Origin of the sequence: Plantactinospora sp. KLBMP9567, from assembly GCF_033446045.1 — a bacterium.
Lineage (GTDB): Bacteria > Actinomycetota > Actinomycetes > Mycobacteriales > Micromonosporaceae > Plantactinospora.
Genome location: NZ_JAWQRR010000053.1, coordinates 38,077 through 55,429 on the forward strand (window position 1 = coordinate 38,077; position 17,353 = coordinate 55,429).

Annotated in this window: 14 protein-coding genes; 5 read left to right on the forward strand and 9 right to left on the reverse strand. The window is 71.6% G+C overall.

From position 1 onward, the window contains the following. Positions 1–11: 11 nt before the first annotated feature. The gene (locus R6Y94_RS38885) at positions 12–2,834 is read right to left on the reverse strand and encodes a tetratricopeptide repeat protein (protein ID WP_318401777.1); all 2,823 of its coding nucleotides are present in this window, start codon (positions 2,832–2,834) and stop codon (positions 12–14) included. 253 nt (positions 2,835–3,087) lie between these two features. Between R6Y94_RS38885 and R6Y94_RS38890 the strand changes: the two genes are divergently transcribed. Beyond that, positions 3,088–3,279, forward strand: coding sequence for a hypothetical protein (locus tag R6Y94_RS38890; RefSeq protein ID WP_318401779.1), 192 nt, complete (start codon positions 3,088–3,090; stop codon positions 3,277–3,279). A gap of 127 nt (positions 3,280–3,406) precedes the next feature. On the opposite strand, the gene R6Y94_RS38895 is transcribed toward R6Y94_RS38890, so the two are convergent. Then, positions 3,407–3,922, reverse strand: coding sequence for a helix-turn-helix domain-containing protein (locus tag R6Y94_RS38895; RefSeq protein WP_318401781.1), 516 nt, complete (start codon positions 3,920–3,922; stop codon positions 3,407–3,409). Positions 3,923–4,010: 88 nt separating this feature from the next. Here R6Y94_RS38895 and R6Y94_RS38900 point away from each other — a divergent pair, with 88 nt between their 5' ends. Beyond that, positions 4,011–4,343, forward strand: coding sequence for a nuclear transport factor 2 family protein (locus tag R6Y94_RS38900; RefSeq protein ID WP_318401782.1), 333 nt, complete (start codon positions 4,011–4,013; stop codon positions 4,341–4,343). 152 nt (positions 4,344–4,495) lie between these two features. Further along, positions 4,496–6,004: an Nramp family divalent metal transporter gene (locus R6Y94_RS38905; RefSeq protein ID WP_318401784.1), complete on the forward strand. Its 1,509-nt coding sequence runs from the start codon at positions 4,496–4,498 to the stop codon at positions 6,002–6,004. Between the two features lie 82 nt (positions 6,005–6,086). Here the strand turns inward: R6Y94_RS38905 and R6Y94_RS38910 are convergent, their stop codons facing one another. Together R6Y94_RS38910 and R6Y94_RS38915 are read right to left on the reverse strand one after the other, a co-directional pair. Then, positions 6,087–6,908, reverse strand: coding sequence for an ABC transporter permease (locus R6Y94_RS38910; protein ID WP_318401786.1), 822 nt, complete (start codon positions 6,906–6,908; stop codon positions 6,087–6,089). 1 nt (position 6,909) lies between these two features. Beyond that, positions 6,910–7,926, reverse strand: coding sequence for an ABC transporter substrate-binding protein (locus tag R6Y94_RS38915; protein ID WP_412102980.1), 1,017 nt, complete (start codon positions 7,924–7,926; stop codon positions 6,910–6,912). A 285-nt stretch (positions 7,927–8,211) separates the two neighbouring features. Between R6Y94_RS38915 and R6Y94_RS38920 the strand changes: the two genes are divergently transcribed. After that, positions 8,212–9,156: an LLM class F420-dependent oxidoreductase gene (locus R6Y94_RS38920; protein WP_318401788.1), complete on the forward strand. Its 945-nt coding sequence runs from the start codon at positions 8,212–8,214 to the stop codon at positions 9,154–9,156. 65 nt (positions 9,157–9,221) lie between these two features. Next, positions 9,222–9,857, forward strand: a complete 636-nt coding sequence (locus R6Y94_RS38925) for a pyridoxamine 5'-phosphate oxidase family protein (protein ID WP_318401789.1) — start codon at positions 9,222–9,224, stop codon at positions 9,855–9,857. Positions 9,858–9,874: 17 nt separating this feature from the next. On the opposite strand, the gene R6Y94_RS38930 is transcribed toward R6Y94_RS38925, so the two are convergent. The 5 genes from R6Y94_RS38930 to R6Y94_RS38950 form a co-directional block, all read right to left on the reverse strand. Further along, positions 9,875–11,350 (reverse strand): (Fe-S)-binding protein, encoded by a 1,476-nt coding sequence (locus tag R6Y94_RS38930; protein WP_318401791.1) that lies wholly within the window; start codon positions 11,348–11,350, stop codon positions 9,875–9,877. Beyond that, entirely contained in the window at positions 11,350–12,756 is a 1,407-nt protein-coding gene (locus tag R6Y94_RS38935; protein WP_318401793.1) for an FAD-binding oxidoreductase, read from the reverse strand. Before R6Y94_RS38935 ends, R6Y94_RS38930 begins: the two co-directional genes overlap by 1 nt. Positions 12,757–12,759: 3 nt before the next feature. Further along, entirely contained in the window at positions 12,760–14,226 is a 1,467-nt protein-coding gene (locus R6Y94_RS38940) for an FAD-linked oxidase C-terminal domain-containing protein (RefSeq protein WP_318401794.1), read from the reverse strand. 124 nt (positions 14,227–14,350) lie between these two features. After that, positions 14,351–15,931: a malate synthase A gene (aceB, locus tag R6Y94_RS38945; protein WP_318401796.1), complete on the reverse strand. Its 1,581-nt coding sequence runs from the start codon at positions 15,929–15,931 to the stop codon at positions 14,351–14,353. 105 nt (positions 15,932–16,036) lie between these two features. Continuing rightward, positions 16,037–17,347, reverse strand: coding sequence for a phospholipase D-like domain-containing protein (locus tag R6Y94_RS38950; protein ID WP_318401797.1), 1,311 nt, complete (start codon positions 17,345–17,347; stop codon positions 16,037–16,039). Between the last annotated feature and the right edge of the window lie 6 nt (positions 17,348–17,353).

Consider the following 17,353-nt stretch of genomic DNA (forward strand, 5'->3'; position numbering starts at 1 on the left):
GCCGGCACCGGTCAGCGCTCCTGGAGTCGCAACACGTCCAGGCCGCTGGCGTCGACCACCGGGCCGGTCTCCCGCATCCGCTCGGCGACCTGGTGCCACCGCCCGGCCTGCCGGGTGCAGATGCCCTGCGCCTCGTCGCCGCGCAGCGGCTCGCCCCGGTAGTCCAGCTCGGCCAGCCGGCGCCGGGCGCGCAGGCTGCCGTCCCCGGCGTGCTCGGCGACGGTCTGGTAGATGGCGTTGAGCCGGCGGTCCACCAGCGCGATGTTGTGCCGGGCCAGCCGCTCGATGTTCTCCTCGGTCCGGCTGCCGTCCCCGACCAGCCGGTCGGCGCCGGCCAGGCAGAGGTCGTCGTAGCGCGGGATGGCCGGCGGGAACCGGGCCTCGGCGATCCGGATCGGGTCGACCGCCTCGCGCAGCAGCCGGATGAACTCGGCCCGGTCCCGCCAGTACCGGGCGTGGTCCAGGGCGATCCGGCAGAGCGTGTCCCAGGTCTCCGCGTCCAGGTCGAGCCAGCGGATGAGCTGGTGCGGGTCGGCGGTCTGCGGCGGCAGGGCCCGGTCGTGCCAGGTCTGTTCGAGGAGTACGGCACCCTGGCAGAGCAGTTCCTTGGCGTACGCCGACATCCGGGAGTTGATCACCTTGTCCGGGCGCGGCAGCACCACCTTGAGGCTCGGGTACACCTCCTCCTCGAAGTACCCGAAGTCTTGCAACCGGCGCAGCGGCGCCAGATCGGGCTCGCTGCTCAGGATCCACCGCCGTAGCCGGTCGGCGGCGACCCCGCTCTCGGTGCAGGCCAGCGCGGCCCGTAGCTGCTCCACGGCCTTCGTCACCAGCGGCGCGACCGGCGGGGGCAGCGGGTGCGGGGTCGGCTCCGGCGCCACCGGACCGGTCGAGGTGGCCGGCGGCGCGGCCGGTCGGCGGTGCCAGCGGGGCGGGTACGCCAGCGGCAGCGCGTCGGCGATCAGCCGGCGGCCCCGCCACAGCGCCCGGCCGGCCGCCGACAGGTACGCCGGAGCGGTCCGCTCCAGCTCCGGGAAGTACCCCTTGAGCGCGAAGGCATAGGTGCAGGCCGCGTTGTAGAAGTCGAACGACCCGAGATGGTGTCTCGGCCACCGTCGGTGTTGCGCCCGCCGGATCGCCCGGTCCAGCAGTACGCCCCGGCACGGCCACTCCCGGCTCAGCGCCCGGGCCCGGGTACGCGGGCCGCGCCGCCACCAGCCGGCGAGGCAGCCCCCGTCGTCGAACGGGCCGGCCGGCGCTCGGCTGTCACCGGCCGGCCCTCCGCCGTCATCGGCCGGCCCTCGGCCGTCACCGTCACCGGATCGCCCGGCCAGCCCGGTTGCGGCGGGAGGGTGTGCCGGCTGCCAGCCGGCGGCGGCCCAGTCGTGCCACGCCTTCGCCAGCCGCAGCGGTGCCCAGACGTCCCGGAGCAGCAGCAGCGCCGAGTGGGTCACCTCGGACCGGGTGGCCCGGACGAACCAGGCGAGCACGGTGTCCTCGCGCAGCCGGTACAGCTCCTGGGCGGCGGCGATCTGGAACACCACTCGGGTCGCCTCCGGGAACTCCCGCAGTACCCGGCGCAGCCACTCCTTGGCGGCCGGTTCACCGGGCGCGTCGACGAAGGTCACCACCACCGGCCAGTACCGGTCGACGAACGCCTTCTCCAGGCGTTGCCGCACCTGGCGGCGTACCTTCTCCCGGTCGCCGACGCCGTCCTGCTTGAACCACTGGTGTACGGTCCGCTCCGTGTACGCCAGGGTGCAGGCGTACTGGTAGCGGAGCTTGATCGAGTCGGGCCGGCGGCGCAGGTAGCGCAGCGTGCCGAGCAGGTGCCGGGGCAGGTGGCGGAGCCGGCCGGCGCGGGTGGTCCAGACGTGGTCGTCGTACCAGCCGCCCTGCTCGCGCAGCACCAGTGCCGACTGGTACGTGTCCAGCGCCTCCAGGAACAGCCCCATCTCCTCCTGCACGCTGGCCACCATCATCCGCAGGTCGGCGTTGAACGGGTCGAGCCCCAGCGCCTCGCCGTAGTAGCGCAGCGCCTCGTCGAACTGCCGCCGGTCCTGCAACTCCTTGCCCTTGTTGTACGCGGCGAAGAGTGCCGCCGGCAGTTCCCGGCCGTGCCAGTTCCGCCACGGCGCGGCCCGGCCCAGCCGGGTCACCGGCAGGATCGTGGCCAGCACCCAGTACGCGGTCCGCCGGGTCGCCTCCTCCCAGGTGCCGCCCCACTGGGTGGTCATCGCGCTGCGGCCGCCGCCGACGAACGAGGTGACGGTGGCGGAGACGCCGTAGCAGGGTTCCTGGGCCCGGACCTGCAACACCCCGGTCACCCGGTAGCCGATCTTCGGCCAGAGCCGGGGCAGCATCTGGAGCAGCATGACCAGCGGGTTGCCGCTGCGCGGGTCCACCCCGCTGGCCACGTCGAGGAAGGTCTCGGGCGGCGGGTCGGCGGGTCCGGCGTACGGCGGATAGATGTGCGTCTCGGAGAGCCGCTGGCAGAACTGGCTCTTCAGGTCGTCGACCGGGGCGTTGTGGTCCGGGGTGGCGTCGGTGAACTCGTGCACGTCCACCGGCCCGGGCCGGTAGGCGAGCCGGACCCGGCGCCGGTGCCGCCAGGCGGCGAAGCAGATCAGGGCCAGCAGGAGCAGCCCGAGTCGCTGCCGCATCGGGTGCGGCCCGTCGCCGCCGAGGGCGATGGCGAAGCCGTCCAGCGGGCTGAGCAGCCAGGTGTCGGGGCGGCCGGCCCGCAGGTGCGCGCGGCCGATCCAGACCAGCGCGGCGAGCAGGGCCAGGGTGCTGAGGAGTTGCCAGGCGAGCGCCCGTCCGGTCCGGGGCATCGGCAGTGCGGCGGGCGCGGCCCGGGATTCTCTGCCGATCCGCCGGGGCGTTGGCTGCTCCCACTGCTCGGACCGTTGGATACCGTGTGACGTTCTTCGTGCTCTATGAGGCATCTCGGCCACCGATGAGTCTCGGCTCGGTCCCCTTTCCTGACAAACCCGCACCTCCAGGCTAGGGATCGTGGTAACGGCTGTGGTCCGGAACGCCCGTTCTCGGGGGTCTCGTTGGGGTGGTCGCGTCTCGCCCGTACCAGTGGTTCCGTACCGGGGTCGCTTCCCTCCGGCGGGGGAGACCGGCCCGCCGGGCGCCCTGGTCGGCGCGGCGGCGCCGCTGGCGGTCGCGCTGTACCGGGCGGACCGCAGGTGGTGGCCGCTGGCCGGGGCGGCCTGGGGGCTGGGGCTGACAGTGGCCTCGCTGGCCTACCGGCGGCGTACCCGGCGCTGACGGCCGCCCGCGCGGCGGGGCGACCCCTTCCAGCGGAAACTGTCGAGCTGCCTCGTCTGTGCTACCTCCGATTCCGGCCGGGCAGGTCGAACAGGTTCGCCCGCTCCCGGGCGCTCGGACGGGTGCGTCAGTCGGGCGAGCCCGGAGCGGGGCGGCGTGCGTTCGTGTCGGCGTACCGGGACCGCATGGCGGGGCTGGCGGCGGGGCCGGCGGCGAAGACGAAGTCGTCGCCGTCCAGCCGGCGGCCGGTGGCCCGGTCCACCACCACGGGGTCGGCCTCGATGCCGGTCTCCCGGTCCACCAGGATCATGCTGCGCTCCTCGGGGCGGAGCCGGGAGTTGCCCCAGGCGGCCAGCGCGACCACGACCGGCCGGAGGCTGCGGCCGAGGTCGGTGAGGACGTACTCGTAGCGGTCCGGGCGGGTCTGGTAGCGGCGGCGCCGCAGCAGACCGTTGTCGGTGAGGGTCTTCAGCCGGCTGGTCAGGATGCTGGACGAGATCTTCAGGTTCGCCTGGAACTGGTCGAACCGGGTGTAGCCGTCGAAGGTGTCGTGCAGGATCAGCAGCGTCCACCACTCGCCGACGTGCCCGAGTGCGGTGGAGAGCGGACACTCGCGGTCCTCAAGTCTGATCTTGCCTGCCACCGGTTTGTCTCCCGTCGGGCCGCTGATGAGTTGATGCTAGTGTAGAAGCTACTAGCTTCTAGTTCGAAAGTAACTTAGGAGACCGATCGTGACCAGTGCCAACGCCGTCCCCGAGATCATCCACCGGTACTTCGCGTACGCCTCGCAGCAGGACGCCGAGGCCTACTTCGGGCTGTTCGCCGACGACGCCGTGGTCGAGGACGAGGGGAAGACGTACCGCGGCATCGCCGAGATCCGCCGCTGGCGGGGCCAGGTGCCGCTGGTCAGCTACGAGATCACCGACGTCGAGCAGACCCCGGCCGGGACGGTGGTCACCGCCACCATCACCGGAGACTTCCCCGGCAGCCCGTTCGCCGGGCTCCGCTTCCGGTTCGAGGAGTACGACGGCGCGGCGATCCGGCGACTCCGCATCGCCCCCTGACCGGGCAGGACCCGGACCAGTCGAACAACCGGGTCGACTGTCTGATTCAGGATTGACCAATCCAGGAGCGTGCTGACAGAGATCGATTATTGCTTACCGGTTTCCGATGGATGACGATTGATGCCCGGGGGGATCTTCCAAGGAGGCATCTCATGGCGGAAGCGACACAGGTCCCGGATGTCCAGTCCTATCCACTCGGCGCCAGCCGTCCCCCGCTCGCCGTGGCGGACCTTCCCGAGCCCGAGGAGGTCTTCAAGGTCCGCAGGCTCGGCCCCCGAGAACTGGTCAAGTACGCCCTCGGCCCGAGCCTGATCGCGCTGGGCATCTCGATCGGCAGCGGCGAGTGGCTGCTCGGCCCGCAGGCGGTCGGCCAGTTCGGCTTCGTCGGAGTCGGTTGGGTCATCCTGATCTCGGCGGTGCTGCAGACCTTCTACAACATCGAGTGCTCCCGGTACGTGATGGCCACCGGCGAGGCTCCGGTGGTCGGCTGGGGGCGGGTGCCGCCCGGCTACCTGCTCTGGGTACCGCTCTCGGTGTTCCTGGTGATCTTCGCGTTCATCGCCGGGGGATGGGCGGCCTCGGCCGGCCAGGGCATGTACGCGCTGGTGCACGGTGAGGCGCCGCCGTCCGGGGCGGAGGAGCCACGGCTCTGGGCGATCGCCCTGCTGGTGCTCGTCTTCCTGATCGCTGCCGGGGCGAAGCGGATCAGCCGGGCCCTCGAACTCGCCAACTGGGTGATGGTCAGCACCGTCCTGCTCGCCCTGCTGCTGGTGGCGTTGCTGGTGGTGCCCTGGGACATCTGGTGGGAGGGGATTCGGGGCTTCGTCACCCCGGCCGCGCCGCCGGAGGGGATCACCGCCACCCAGCTCGGCGGGCTGGCCGGGTTCACCGCACTCGTCTCCGGCCTCAACTGGTACGTGATGGGCCACTACCGGGACAAGGGCTACGGGATGGGCTTCCGGACCGGGTACATCTCCGGGCTGCGCGGCGAGCGGCGGGAACTGCTGGCCACCGGGGTCACCTTCCCGGACAACCCGGCGAACGCGGCCCGGTGGCGGCGCTGGTACCGGCTGCTGCTCATCGACATGTGGGGGATCTTCTTCGTCGGTGCGATGCTCGGCATGCTGCTGCCCACCATCCTGATGGCACAGGCGGTGCAGCTCTCCGGCGAGGCGCCGACCGCGTCGAACGTACCGACCTTCGTGGCCACCGCCCTCGAACCCGACTACGGGCCACTGATGTTCTACGGCATGCTGCTGATCGGCGTACTGGTGCTGTTCAGCACCCAGCTCGGCATCTTCGAGGGAATGGTGCGGGTCAGCACCGACGCCGCGCACGCGACCAGTCCCCGGCTGCGCCGGCTGCTGGAGGGCGACCCGCGCAAGTTCTACTACCCGTTCATGTTGCTGCTGCTCGTGATCATTTCAGTGGTGCTGCACCTGGCGGTGCCGGTCAACCTGGTGCAGTGGTCGGCCAACATGTCGAACCTGGGCGCGCTGCTCTATCCGTTCCTGCTGATCTACCTGAACAGCCGGCTGCCCCGGCCGGCGCGGCCGCGTCCCTGGCATTACGTACTGCTGGTGCTCAACGTGCTGTTCTTCGGCTTCTTCTTCGTCAACTTCATCGCCGACTTCATCGGTGACCCGCTGATCACGTTCTGAGGTGTGTCAGGAGAGGTCCCCTTCTCAGGCAGAATGCGAAAAGAGGGGGCCTTTCCTCGCAGGTGGGCCGGTGACGGGGGGCTCAACGGGCCGAGGTCGTCTCCCGTACCCAGGGCAGGGCCAACCACTCGATGGCGACCAGAGCGTAGTAGAGCACGATGCTCATGGCTCCGACCAGGATGATCGCGGCCCAGGCGGTCGCGCTGTCGGCGACCCCGCTGTACTGAAGGATCTGGAAGCCCAGCCCGGCGCCGTCCGCGGCGTAGAACTCACCGAGGACGGCGCCGATGGCCGCCAGCGGCATGGCGACCTTCAGACCGATGAACATCTGTGGCAGCGCGGCCGGGAACCGAACCTTGGAGAATGCCTGCCAGCGCGAGGCGTCCAGGGACCTGGCCAGTTCGGCCAGGTCCGCGGGGGTGGTGGTGAGTCCGGTCGTGGTGGCCAGGACGATGGGGAAGAACGCGAGCAGGACGACCATCGTCAGGATCGGCTTCTGACCGAAGTCCAGGGCGATGACCAGCAGCGGCGCAATAGTGATCTTCGGGACCGCGTTGACGGCCACGAGCAGCGGCGAAAACATCCGCTCGGTCGTGCGTGAGGCGGCCAGGGAGATGCCGATCAGGACTCCCGCGGCGGTGGCGAGCAGGAAACCGATCACGGTTTCCGCAGTGGTGGTCCAGGTGCCGTCGAGTAGCTCTCCCGGCTTGCGACGAAACGCGACCAGAACATCGGCCGGCGGCGGCAGGACCGCCGGGTGGACGAGCGGGTACGCGGTGGTGACGAGCCACCAGGTGGCGATCGCGAGCAGCAGCCCGAGGAGGGGCCACACCCCGGCGTACGCCACCCGGGCGGCGCTCCACCGGTCTCGGGTCGCGCGCGCCTCGGATCGAACCTCGACCATTTCAGGGCTTCGGCGTCAGGCTGGCGTCGACGATCTGCTCCGGCGTCACACCCGGGGGGATCGAGCCGGCGGTCTCCAACAGGGCGATACTGCCGGCCACCCGGCCCAGGTCGATTCCGCCAATTCCGGTCTCCGAGGCCACGTACGTGGCCATCAACTCCAACTCGGCGGCGGCCGGCGCGGCAGCCGCGGCCGGCACGTTCTTGTGGAGAATCTCCCCGGACTCCTCGGGGTTCGCGATGCTGTATTCCAGCCCCTTGAGCAGGGCAGCGGTGAACCGTTTGACCATGTCCGGATTCTCCGTCGCGATCTTCTTGGAGGTGACCAGCACGTTGCCGTAGAGGTCCCGCATGACGTCGCTGTACGGCAGGACGACTGCCTTCCTGCCCTTCGCGGCGGCCTCGACGGTCGGCTTGCCGACCACGAACTGCCCGATGCCCTGTACGCCCCCGCCGGCCAGCGTGCCGATCAGGGTCTGCGGGGTGCCGTTGACCCACTTGACCTTGCTCTCGTCGATCTCCGCGAGCTTGGCGTAGGTCGGGAACAGGTTCCGGACAACCGAACTGGGGCTGTCGGCCAGGGTCCTGCCTTCCAGGTCCTTCGGGACGGCGATTCCGTTGCCCTCCAGACTCATGATCGCGGCCATGGTCTTCTGCTGGATGGCGGCAACCGCGACGACGTCCTTGGCCTGTCCCTGCCCGGCGGCGAGGAGGAGACCGGTGAGGTCGAGCGGACTGAACGCGGCCCGCCCCGCGGCGATCATCTTGAGGTTCTCGGCGGTGGCGTTGCCGGGCTTGATGTCCACATCGAACCCAGCCTCCCGGAAGTACCCCTTTTCAAGGGCGACCCAGGCATACGCGTCACGCCCGAAGTTCCCGAAACTGGTCAGGTACGCCACCTTCTCCAAGGAGCCCGAGTCGCCGCCATCCGTGCCGCCGTCGGACGAGCCCGAGCAGGCGGCGGTGAGCAGCAACGTGGCGGCCAGGGCCGCGGCTGCGGTCGTACGCGCGAGTCTCACGACAACCTTCCTTTCGATCCGGCGGTACCCGACCGTCCGGAGTGGGGGTTGGGTTGAGTACGGGGGCCTTGGCCGAGGTGGCCGGGCGGGGAAGGCGGGAGAGTCCGCGTATAGCCTAGGAGAAAGCCACACCGCCGGCGAGGTCCGGTCCACACCAGCGCAATGCCACAATGGACCGGCGAACGGGGCCAATCCTTGCGCGCCGGGTGGCAATGACGCGAGTCATTACCGCACTGCTGCCCGCCGATGGCGGGGAAGGCGCAGGTGGGGCGGGAGGGGCATGACATGCGGGTAGCGATCTTCACCGAGCCGCACCGTGGCGCCAGCTACGACGACCAGCTCCGGATGGCTCGACTGGCCGAGGACTCCGGGTTCGACGGCTGGCTGCGGGCGGACCACTACCAGGCGATGGGTGACGACCCCGGGCTACCCGGCCCTACCGACGCCTGGCTCACCCTCGCCGGTCTGGCCCGGGAAACCTCGCGGATCCGGCTCGGCACGCTCGTCACCTCGGCCACGTTCCGACTACCCGGCCCGCTCGCCGTGCTGGTCGCCCAGGTCGACCAGATGAGCGGCGGCCGGATCGACCTGGGCATCGGCGCCGGCTGGTACGAGCGGGAACACCGCGCGCTCGGGATCCCGTTCCCGACCGTGGGCGAGCGGTTCGACCGGCTCGCGGAGCAGCTCGCCATCGTCACCGGACTGTGGAGCACTCCGACCGGTTCCCGGTTCAGCTACGCCGGCGACCACTACCAGCTACAGGACGCCCTCGGCCTGCCCAAGCCGATCCAGCTGCCAGGACCGCCGATCATCGTCGGTGGCCGGGGGCCGAAGCGGACACCGGAGCTGGCCGCCCGGTACGCGGACGAGTTCAACATGCCATTCCGGACGGTCGGGGAGACCGCCGAGGCGTACGAGCGGGTCCGCGAGGCGTGCGACCGGCTCGACCGCAGGGCAACCGGCCGTGATCCGCTGGTCCTGTCCGCCGGAATCGTGGTGGCGATCGGACGGACCGATGCCGAGGTACGGCGGCGCCTCGCACCGCTGCACGAGAAGAGCGCCCTGCCACCGGAGGACCCGGTGGCCGGTCCGCCGGCCCGGCTCGTCGAGCGAATCGGCGAGTTCGCCGAGGTCGGCACCACCCGGGTGCACCTGCGCCTGACCGAGCTCAGCGACCTCGACCACCTGGAACTCATCGCCGCCGAGGTGCTGCCGAAGCTCGTAGGATAGGCCTGGCTCACGACGCTGGCAGGAAGCCGTCGGCTGGGGTGGGGTCACCGACGCGGGAGGTGGGCATGACGGGGCCGGCGGAGCTGGTCGAGATCGCATCCGAGGCCGAGTTGCGGGAGCTGCTCGGCGAGCCGATGCCGCGGGCGGTGACCAAGGAGCGGGTACGACTGCACGAGATCGACCGCGAGTGGCTGGCCGCCTCGCCGTTCTGCCTGGTGGCCACGGCCGACCCGGCCGGCAACTGCGACGTCTCGCCCAAGGGCGACCCGGCCGGCTTCACCCTGGTGCTCGACGACACCACGATCGCCATTCCGGAACGTCCGGGCAACCGGCGCGCGGACGGTTTCCGCAACATCCTGGCGAATCCGCACGTCGGGCTGGTCTATCTGATTCCCGGCCGGGGCGAGACGCTGCGGATCAACGGGCGGGCCCGGCTGGTCCGGGAGGCGCCGTTCTTCGACCAGATGGTGGTCAAGGGGCACCGGCCGATCCTGGCGTTGGTCGTCGAGATCGAACAGATCTTCTTCCACTGCGCCAAGGCGTTCATGCGGTCGTCGCTGTGGCGGCCGGAGACCTGGCACCCGGAGGTACTGCCGCCGCAGCCGCAGATCGTCAAGCGGGTCCAGCAGACCGAGGAGTCGCTGGAGGAGCTGGAGCGCTACTACGGCGCCGAGTACGCTCGCCGGCTCTACCAGGGCTGACCGCACGTCCGGTCCCGTCACCGGGTGGAGAGCAGCCGGTCGACGGGGAGCCGCCGGATGGAGGCGTCGAGCACCTGGGCGGTGTGCGCCACGGCGATCCCACCGGCCGCGCCCGGCTCGACCGAGGCCGTACCACCGAGCCGGGGGATGGCGGCGGTGATCTGCATCAGGCAGCCCGGGTTGGCGGTCACCAGGAGTCGGGCGCCGGTGGCGAGCACGTCCGTGGCCTTGCGCTCGCCGAGCCGGGCCGCCGGCTCCGGGTTGAGTACGTTCCACACCCCGGCCGAGCCGCAGCAGAGTTCCGGGTCGGCGATCTCGCGCAGTTCCAGTTCCGGAATGGCCCGGAGCAGCTCCCGGGGCTGACTGCGTACCCCCTGGGCGTGCCCGAGATGGCAGGCGTCGTGATAGGCGACGCTGACCGGCAGCGGGTGTCGCCGGGCCACCGGGCCGAGTTCGACGAGGAGTTCTGCGAGGTCGCGCACCCGGGCGGCGAACCCGGCGGCCCGCCCGGCGTAGGCCGGGTCGTCGGCGAGCAGTTGGCCGTATTCCTTCAGGGACGAGCCGCAGCCGGCCGCGTTGACCACGAAGTAGTCGATGCCGGTGTCGGCGAAGGCGTCGATCAGGTTCCGGGCGAACGCCTGCGCCTCCGCCTCGCGTCCGTTGTGCACACTCAGCGCGCCACAGCAGCCCTGCCGACCCGGATTGATCACCACCTCGCAGCCCTCGGCGGCCAGCACCCGGGCCGTCGCCGCGTTCACCCCGGGAAAGAAGGCGCTCTGCACGCACCCGGTGAGCATCCCCACCACCGCCCGGCGCGGCCCGTACGCCGGTACCCGGTCGGGTGCCTTCGGCGCCCGGGTCAGCCGGGGCGCCAGTGACTCCAGGGCGGCCAGCGTCGGCGCCAGCCGGGGCAGCAGCCCGCTCCTGGCCACCAGTCGACGCAGCCCGCTGGCCTGGTACGCCCGCAGCGGTCCGCGCAGCAGCCGCAGCCGCTTCGGGTACGGGAAGAGCGCGAAGATGGCGGCCCGGAGCGCCCGCTCCCGGGCGGGTCGGTGGTGCCGGCGCTCCACCTGCTGCCGGGTGTTCTCGATCAGGGTGTCGTAGCGGACCCCGGAGGGGCACGCGGTGACGCAGGCCATGCAGCCCAGGCAGGCGTCGAAGTGCCCCACCATCGAGTCGCTGAGCGGTTCGCCCTCCAGGCCCTGTCGCATCAGGTGGATCCGGCCCCGGGGCGAGTCCATCTCCTCGCCCCACAGCACGTACGTCGGGCAGGTGGGCAGGCAGAATCCACAGTGCACGCAGTCGGCGACGAGGTCGGCCGGCGGTGGCCGGTGCCCGTCGAAGGCGGGCCCGCCGGGCGCCGGCCCGAGCAGTCCGAGCACGTCCCGGGGCGCGCTGGCCGGCCGGGTACCGCCGGGCGACGGCGCCTCAGGCGCCGGCGGGCTGGCACCGGCTGCGGCGGATCCGGGCGGGAGCGGGTCGGGTGCCGTCATCAGATTCCTCCCACGAAGCGTCCGGGCGCCAGCCGTGCGTCGGGATCGAACCGCTGCTTGACCCGGCGCATCAGCTCCAGCCCCTCCACCGGCCCCCACAGGTCGACCCGGTCCCGGACCCGGTCCGGCGCGGTCAGCACCACGGCGTGCCCACCGGCCTCGGTGGCCGCCCCGCGCAGCTCCTCGACGACCCGGGCCACCCGGTCCGGCCGGGCCGCCGCCGGCAGGCCGGCGTAGAGGACTCCGGTGCCGGCCGAGCCGCGTACCCCGATCGGCACGTCGTGCCGGTCACCCGCCGCCCGGGCCGCGGCCAGCAGGTCGGGTACCCCGGAGAGCACCGCCGTGAGCTTGAGCCCGGTGTCGCCGGGCTGCCAGGGGTACCGTCCCCACCAGGGCGGCGCCTCCTCGGTCTGCACCGCGTCGGCGCCGAGCAGTCGGGCGGCGACCTCGGCCCGGCCGGCCACTCCGGCCGGAGTCCCCTCCAGCAGCAGCACCGTCTGATAACCGCCGCCGGGTGGCGCCTCGACCTCCAGGGCGGTCGGCACCAGCTGGGCCCCGAGCACCGTGCCGAGCAGCCGTCCGACCCGTTCGACGCCGTGCACCCCGGCACCGGCCGTGCGACAGCGCACGTACGCCCGGGCGGCCGGCACCGGGTGCAGCCGGAACACGCACTCGGTGACCAGCCCGAGCGTGCCGTACGCCCCGGTGACCAGCTTGCCCAGGTCGTAGCCGGCGACGTTCTTCACCACCTTGCCCCCGGCGTGCGCCACCACCCCGTCGGCGCGGACCAGGGTGACCCCGATCAGCAGGTCCCGCACGGTGCCGTAGAGCATCCGGCGTGGGCCGCTGCCGTTCACCGCGACCGCGCCGCCGACGGTGGCGCCGCCGACCGGATCGTCCAGCCCCAACTGTTGCCCGGCCGGGGCGAGCGCGTGCTGGAGTTCGGCCAGCGGGGTCCCGGCCCGGACCACCGCGATCAGGTCGCCGGCGGCATGCTCGACCACTCCGGCGAGCCGCCGGGTCTGCACCACCAGGTCGAGGCTGCGCGGCGGGTTGCCCCAGTCCGACCTGCTGCCGCCGCCGGCGAAGACCACGCTGAGCCCGAGTCCGGCGGCGGCCCGCAGCAGCGCCGCCGCCTGCGCGGTCGAGCCGGGCGCCGCGACGATCCGGGCCGGTACGCCGCCGACCGCGTCCGCCGGCCCGGCCGGCCGGACCAGGTCGAAGCCGGCCCCGGCCGTGCCGTCGCGGGTCGAGCTGTCCCGGGCCGTGCCGTCCGGCCCGGTGCCGGCCGGGCGGGCACCGTTCGGGCGGGTGCCGGCCGGTGTCGTCGGGTCGTCGTCACCGGCCGAGGCGATCGCGGCCCGGAGCGTGTCGAGGTGTGCGGTGGTGGTGTCGGGTCCGGGCATGGCTCAGAACACCTCCGCGATGCCGGCCTCCTGGAGCGGATGCGCGCCCCTGTGCCGGCCGGGCACCTCGCCGCAGAGCCGGGGAGTGGGGAAGATCTTGCCGGGGTTGGCCAGCGAGCGCGGATCGAAGGCGCAGCGCAGCAACTGCATGGTGTCCAGGTCGTCGTCGGTGTACATCCGGGGCAGGTACTTCGCCTTGTCCATCCCGACGCCGTGCTCCCCGGTGATCGACCCGCCGTACGCGACGCAGAGGTCGAGAATGGCGCCGGAGAGTTCCTCGGCACGCTCGGCCTGCCCGTCGACGGCGTCGTCGAAGAGGACCAGCGGATGCAGGTTGCCGTCCCCGGCGTGGAAGACGTTCGCCACCCGGATTCCGCGCTCGGCGGCGAGTTCGCCGATCCGGCGCAGCACCTCCGGCAGCGCGGTACGCGGGATCACCCCGTCCTGCACGATGTAGTCCGGGCTGATCCGGCCGACGGCGGCGAACGCCGACTTGCGTCCCTTCCAGAAGAGTGCCCGTTCGGCGTCGTCGGCGGCGATCCGGATCTCGAACGCGGCGTTGGCCCGGCAGAGCCGCTCCACCTCCGCGAACTGCGCCTCGACCTCGGCGGCCGGGCCGTCCAGTTCGACGATCAGCACCGCGCCCGCGCAGGCCGGATAGCCGCAGTGCACCGCCGCCTCGGCCGCCTCGATGGCGAGCGCGTCCATCATCTCCACCGCCGCCGGCACCACCCCGGCGGCGATGATCGCCGAGGTCGCCGCGCCGGCCGCGTCCGTGCTGGCGAAGGCGGCGAGCAGGGTACGCACCGACTCCGGCAGCCGGACCAGTCGGACGGTGACCTCGGTGGCGATCCCGAGGGTGCCCTCGGAGCCGACGAAGGCGCCGACCAGGTCGTAGCCGGGGCTGTCCGGTGCCGCCCCGCCGAGCCGGACCAGGTCGCCGTCCGGGGTGACCACCTGCAACCCGAGCACGTGGTTGGTGGTGAAGCCGTACTTCAGGCAGTGCGCCCCGCCGGAGTTCTCCGCCACGTTCCCGCCGATCGAGCAGATCTGCTGGCTGGACGGGTCCGGGGCGTAGTAGTAGCCGTACGGGGTGGCGGCCCGGGTGACCGCCAGGTTGATCACGCCCGGCTCGACGACGGCCCGTTCGTCGGCCGGCAGCACCTCCCGGATGGTGCGCAGCCGGGAGGTGACGACCAGCACCCCGTCGGGGTGCGGCAGGGCGCCGCCGGAGAGCCCGGTGCCGGAGCCCCGGGCCACGAACGGCGCCCCGGCGGCCACGCAGGCCCGGACCGCCAGGACGCACTCCTGGGCGGTCCGCGGCAGCACCACCAGCGCCGGCACCACCCGGTATTGAGCCAGCCCGTCACACTCGTAGGTCCGTAACCGGGCCCGGTCGTCGATCACCTGCTCGTCGCCGAGGGCGCCGCGCAGCTCGGCGGCCAACCTCTCGATCTGGGGTCGGGGCATCGTCGACCTCCGGTCTCAGCGCGGCGCGGTGGCCGGCGCGCCACTGCGCGCCTCGGCCGCCACGCGTCGGGTCTCAGGGCACTTCTTCGCCGCTTCCGTTCGTCGTCGTCAAGATGTCTCCGGCTCAGGGCATCCGCTCGTACGCGGGCAGGGTGAGGAAGTCGACGAACTCGTCCGCCACGGCGACCTCCATGAACAGCCCGCGTGCCTCGGCGTACCGGCCGGGGTCGGTGCCGAGCTTGCCGATCTCCTCGTCGGCGATCCGCTCGACCAGTTCCCGGGTCACCCGGACGCCGGTGTCCAGCGTGACGTCGTTGTGCAGCCACTGCCAGACCTGGGAGCGGGAGATCTCGGCGGTCGCCGCGTCCTCCATCAGGTTGAAGATGGCGACCGCGCCGGAGCCGGCCAGCCAGCTCGCGAGGTATTGGATGCCGACGCTGACGTCGTTGCGCAGTCCCGCCTCGGTCGGGGCGCCGGGGGTGGCCGCCACGTCGAGCAGTTGCGCCGCGCTGACCCGTACCTCCTCGCGGGTCCGGTCGAGCTGGTGCGGCCGGTCGCCGAGTACGCCGTCGAAGACCTCGCGGCAGACCGGCACCAGATCGGGGTGGGCCACCCAGGAGCCGTCGAAGCCGTCGTTCGCCTCCCGGGTCTTGTCGTCCCGGACCTTCGCCAGGGCAATCTCGTTGACCTGCGGGTCCCGCCGGCTGGGGATGAAGGCGGCCATCCCGCCGATCGCGTGCGCGCCGCGCCGGTGACAGGTCCGGACCAGCAGTTCGGTGTACGCCCGCATGAACGGCGCGGTCATCGTCACCGCGTTCCGGTCCGGCAGCAGGAAGTCGGCACCCCGGGTACGGAACTTCTTGATCACGCTGAACATGTAGTCCCAGCGGCCGGCGTTCAGCCCGGCCGAGTGCTCGCGCAGCTCGTAGAGGATCTCGTCCATCTCGAACGCGGCCGGGAAGGTCTCGATCAGCACGGTGGCCCGGATCGTGCCGCGCGGGATGCCGAGCCAGTCCTGGGCGGCGGCGAAGACGTCGTTCCAGAGCCGCGCCTCCAGGTGGCTCTCCAACTTGGGCAGGTAGAAGTACGGGCCGGAACCGGCGTCGAGCTGCGGCCGGGCGCAGTGGAAGAAGTAGAGGCCGAAGTCGACCAGGCTGCCGGAGGTGGGCTCGCCGTCGACCAGGATGTGCTTCTCCGGCAGGTGCCAGCCGCGCGGCCGGACCACGATGGTCGCCAGCTCGCCGTCGCGCAGCCGGTAGTGCTTCCCCTCCGGGGTGCGCAGTTCCAGCTTGCGGGCGATCGCGTCCCGGAGGTTGAGCTGCCCCTCGATCACGTTGGGCCAGAGCGGGGTGTTGGCGTCCTCGTGGTCGGCGAGCCAGACCCTGGCGCCCGAGTTGAGCGCGTTGATGGTCATCTTGGCGTCGGTCGGTCCGGTGATCTCGACCCGCCGGTCGACCAGCCCGGGTGCCGGCTCGGCGACCCGCCAGTCAGCGGCCCGGATCTCCGCCGTCTCCGGCAGGAAGTCGAGGGTGCCGCCGGCGGCCAGTGCCGCCGCCCGGTCGTCGCGCAGCGCCAGCAGTTCCCGGCGGCGGCCGTCGAACGACCGGTGCAACCGGGCCACGAAGTCGAGCGCTTCGCCAGTGAGTATCTCCTGGTAGCGGTCGTTCATCGGTCCGGTGACCTGGACGCCCTGCGGCAGCTTCATCGCCGACCTCCTCGTAGGTGATCCCCGTGATCAGGGTACGGCGCTCCGGGCGTTCCGGCCCGGCGTGATCGACCCGGATCACGGGGATCGTGGTGGTGCACCGGCTCAGCGGATCGCGCCGCCGTTGGCCCGGCAGGTGTCCCGGACGTGCCAGAAGTCGCTCAGGTAGTCGTCGTGGATGCCCCGGCCCATGATCCGCAACATCGCCTCGTCGGCCTGGCGTAGTGCGGAGACGTTGTAGTTGTGGCTGCCGGTGAAGACCCGGGGCACGATGTCGTCGTCGTACGCGCCGTCGATGATCATGTATTTGTTGTGCGTCCGGATGTCCCGGCCCGGCCCGACGTTGTAGTCGCACTGGGTGAGCTGGACGTTGCTGCCCAGCGCGTTCAGCACCCCGGCGTTCGCCTCGCTGTAGACGACGTCGACCCAGCAGCCGGCGTTGCGCAGCGCGGTGAGCTTCTTGGCCACCTCGGGCCGGTTGAACGAGAACATGTTGACCCGGACGTCGGTCTGCCGGCGGGTGCCGTTGTCGTCGTACGAGCAGGAGGCGACCGAGTCGAGCACGCTGACGACGGTGTCGGTGGCCGGGTCGCTGACCGGCTGCCCGGAGCGCTCCCGCCGGGGGAAGAAGTACGCCCGGTACGTCGTGCCGGTCGGGGTGCCCCAGTAGTAGTTGTTGTTGCCGGCCGAGTTGTAGCGGTACGACCGCAGGTCCGCGAAGTACTGCCGGTACGCCTGGTAGGTGGTGGCGTCGCTGAAGGTCAGCCCGTTGTTGTACGCCTCGTTCGCGTCCCACCAGCCCAGGTTCGCCGAGCCCTGGAAGACCACGTTGGACACCGTCGAGCCGTTGTTGAGCACGATGCTGGACGCGATCAGGAACTTGTTGTGGTTGTAGGCGGTCACCGACGAGTCGGTGTAGTCGATCCGGCGGGTGCCGATGCAGCCCCGGTCGGCGCTGGGAAACCTGTCGGCGCAGTGCACGATGTACGACCCGGCGGTGTCGTTGCTGCCGAGCACCGGCAGCAGCCGCTGGTACGGCCGCTGGCTGACCTGCTCGTGATCCAGGATGATTTTGACGCGTACCCCCCGCTGGTGCGCGTTCAGCAGTCGTCCGGGCAGGTCGGGAGTGGTCTCCGAGTCGGTGACGTCGGTGACGCCGAACCCGAACCAGGACATCTGGATCTCGCCGCCGGCCGGTACCCGGTCGATGATCCGGGCGAGCTGGATGAAGATCGCGTTCTGCTGGGCGGCCGTGCCGGTCGGCCGGTTGAAGACCGCGTCGTTCATCGTCGGATCCGGCTCGGCGGCGCTGGCCGGCCCCGCGCCCAGCGTCGGTGCGCCGAGCGTGCCGGCGGCGAGGATGAAGACGAGTGCCGACCGGGCGACCAGGCGTGGCGAAAATCTACGCATCCACATGGCTAG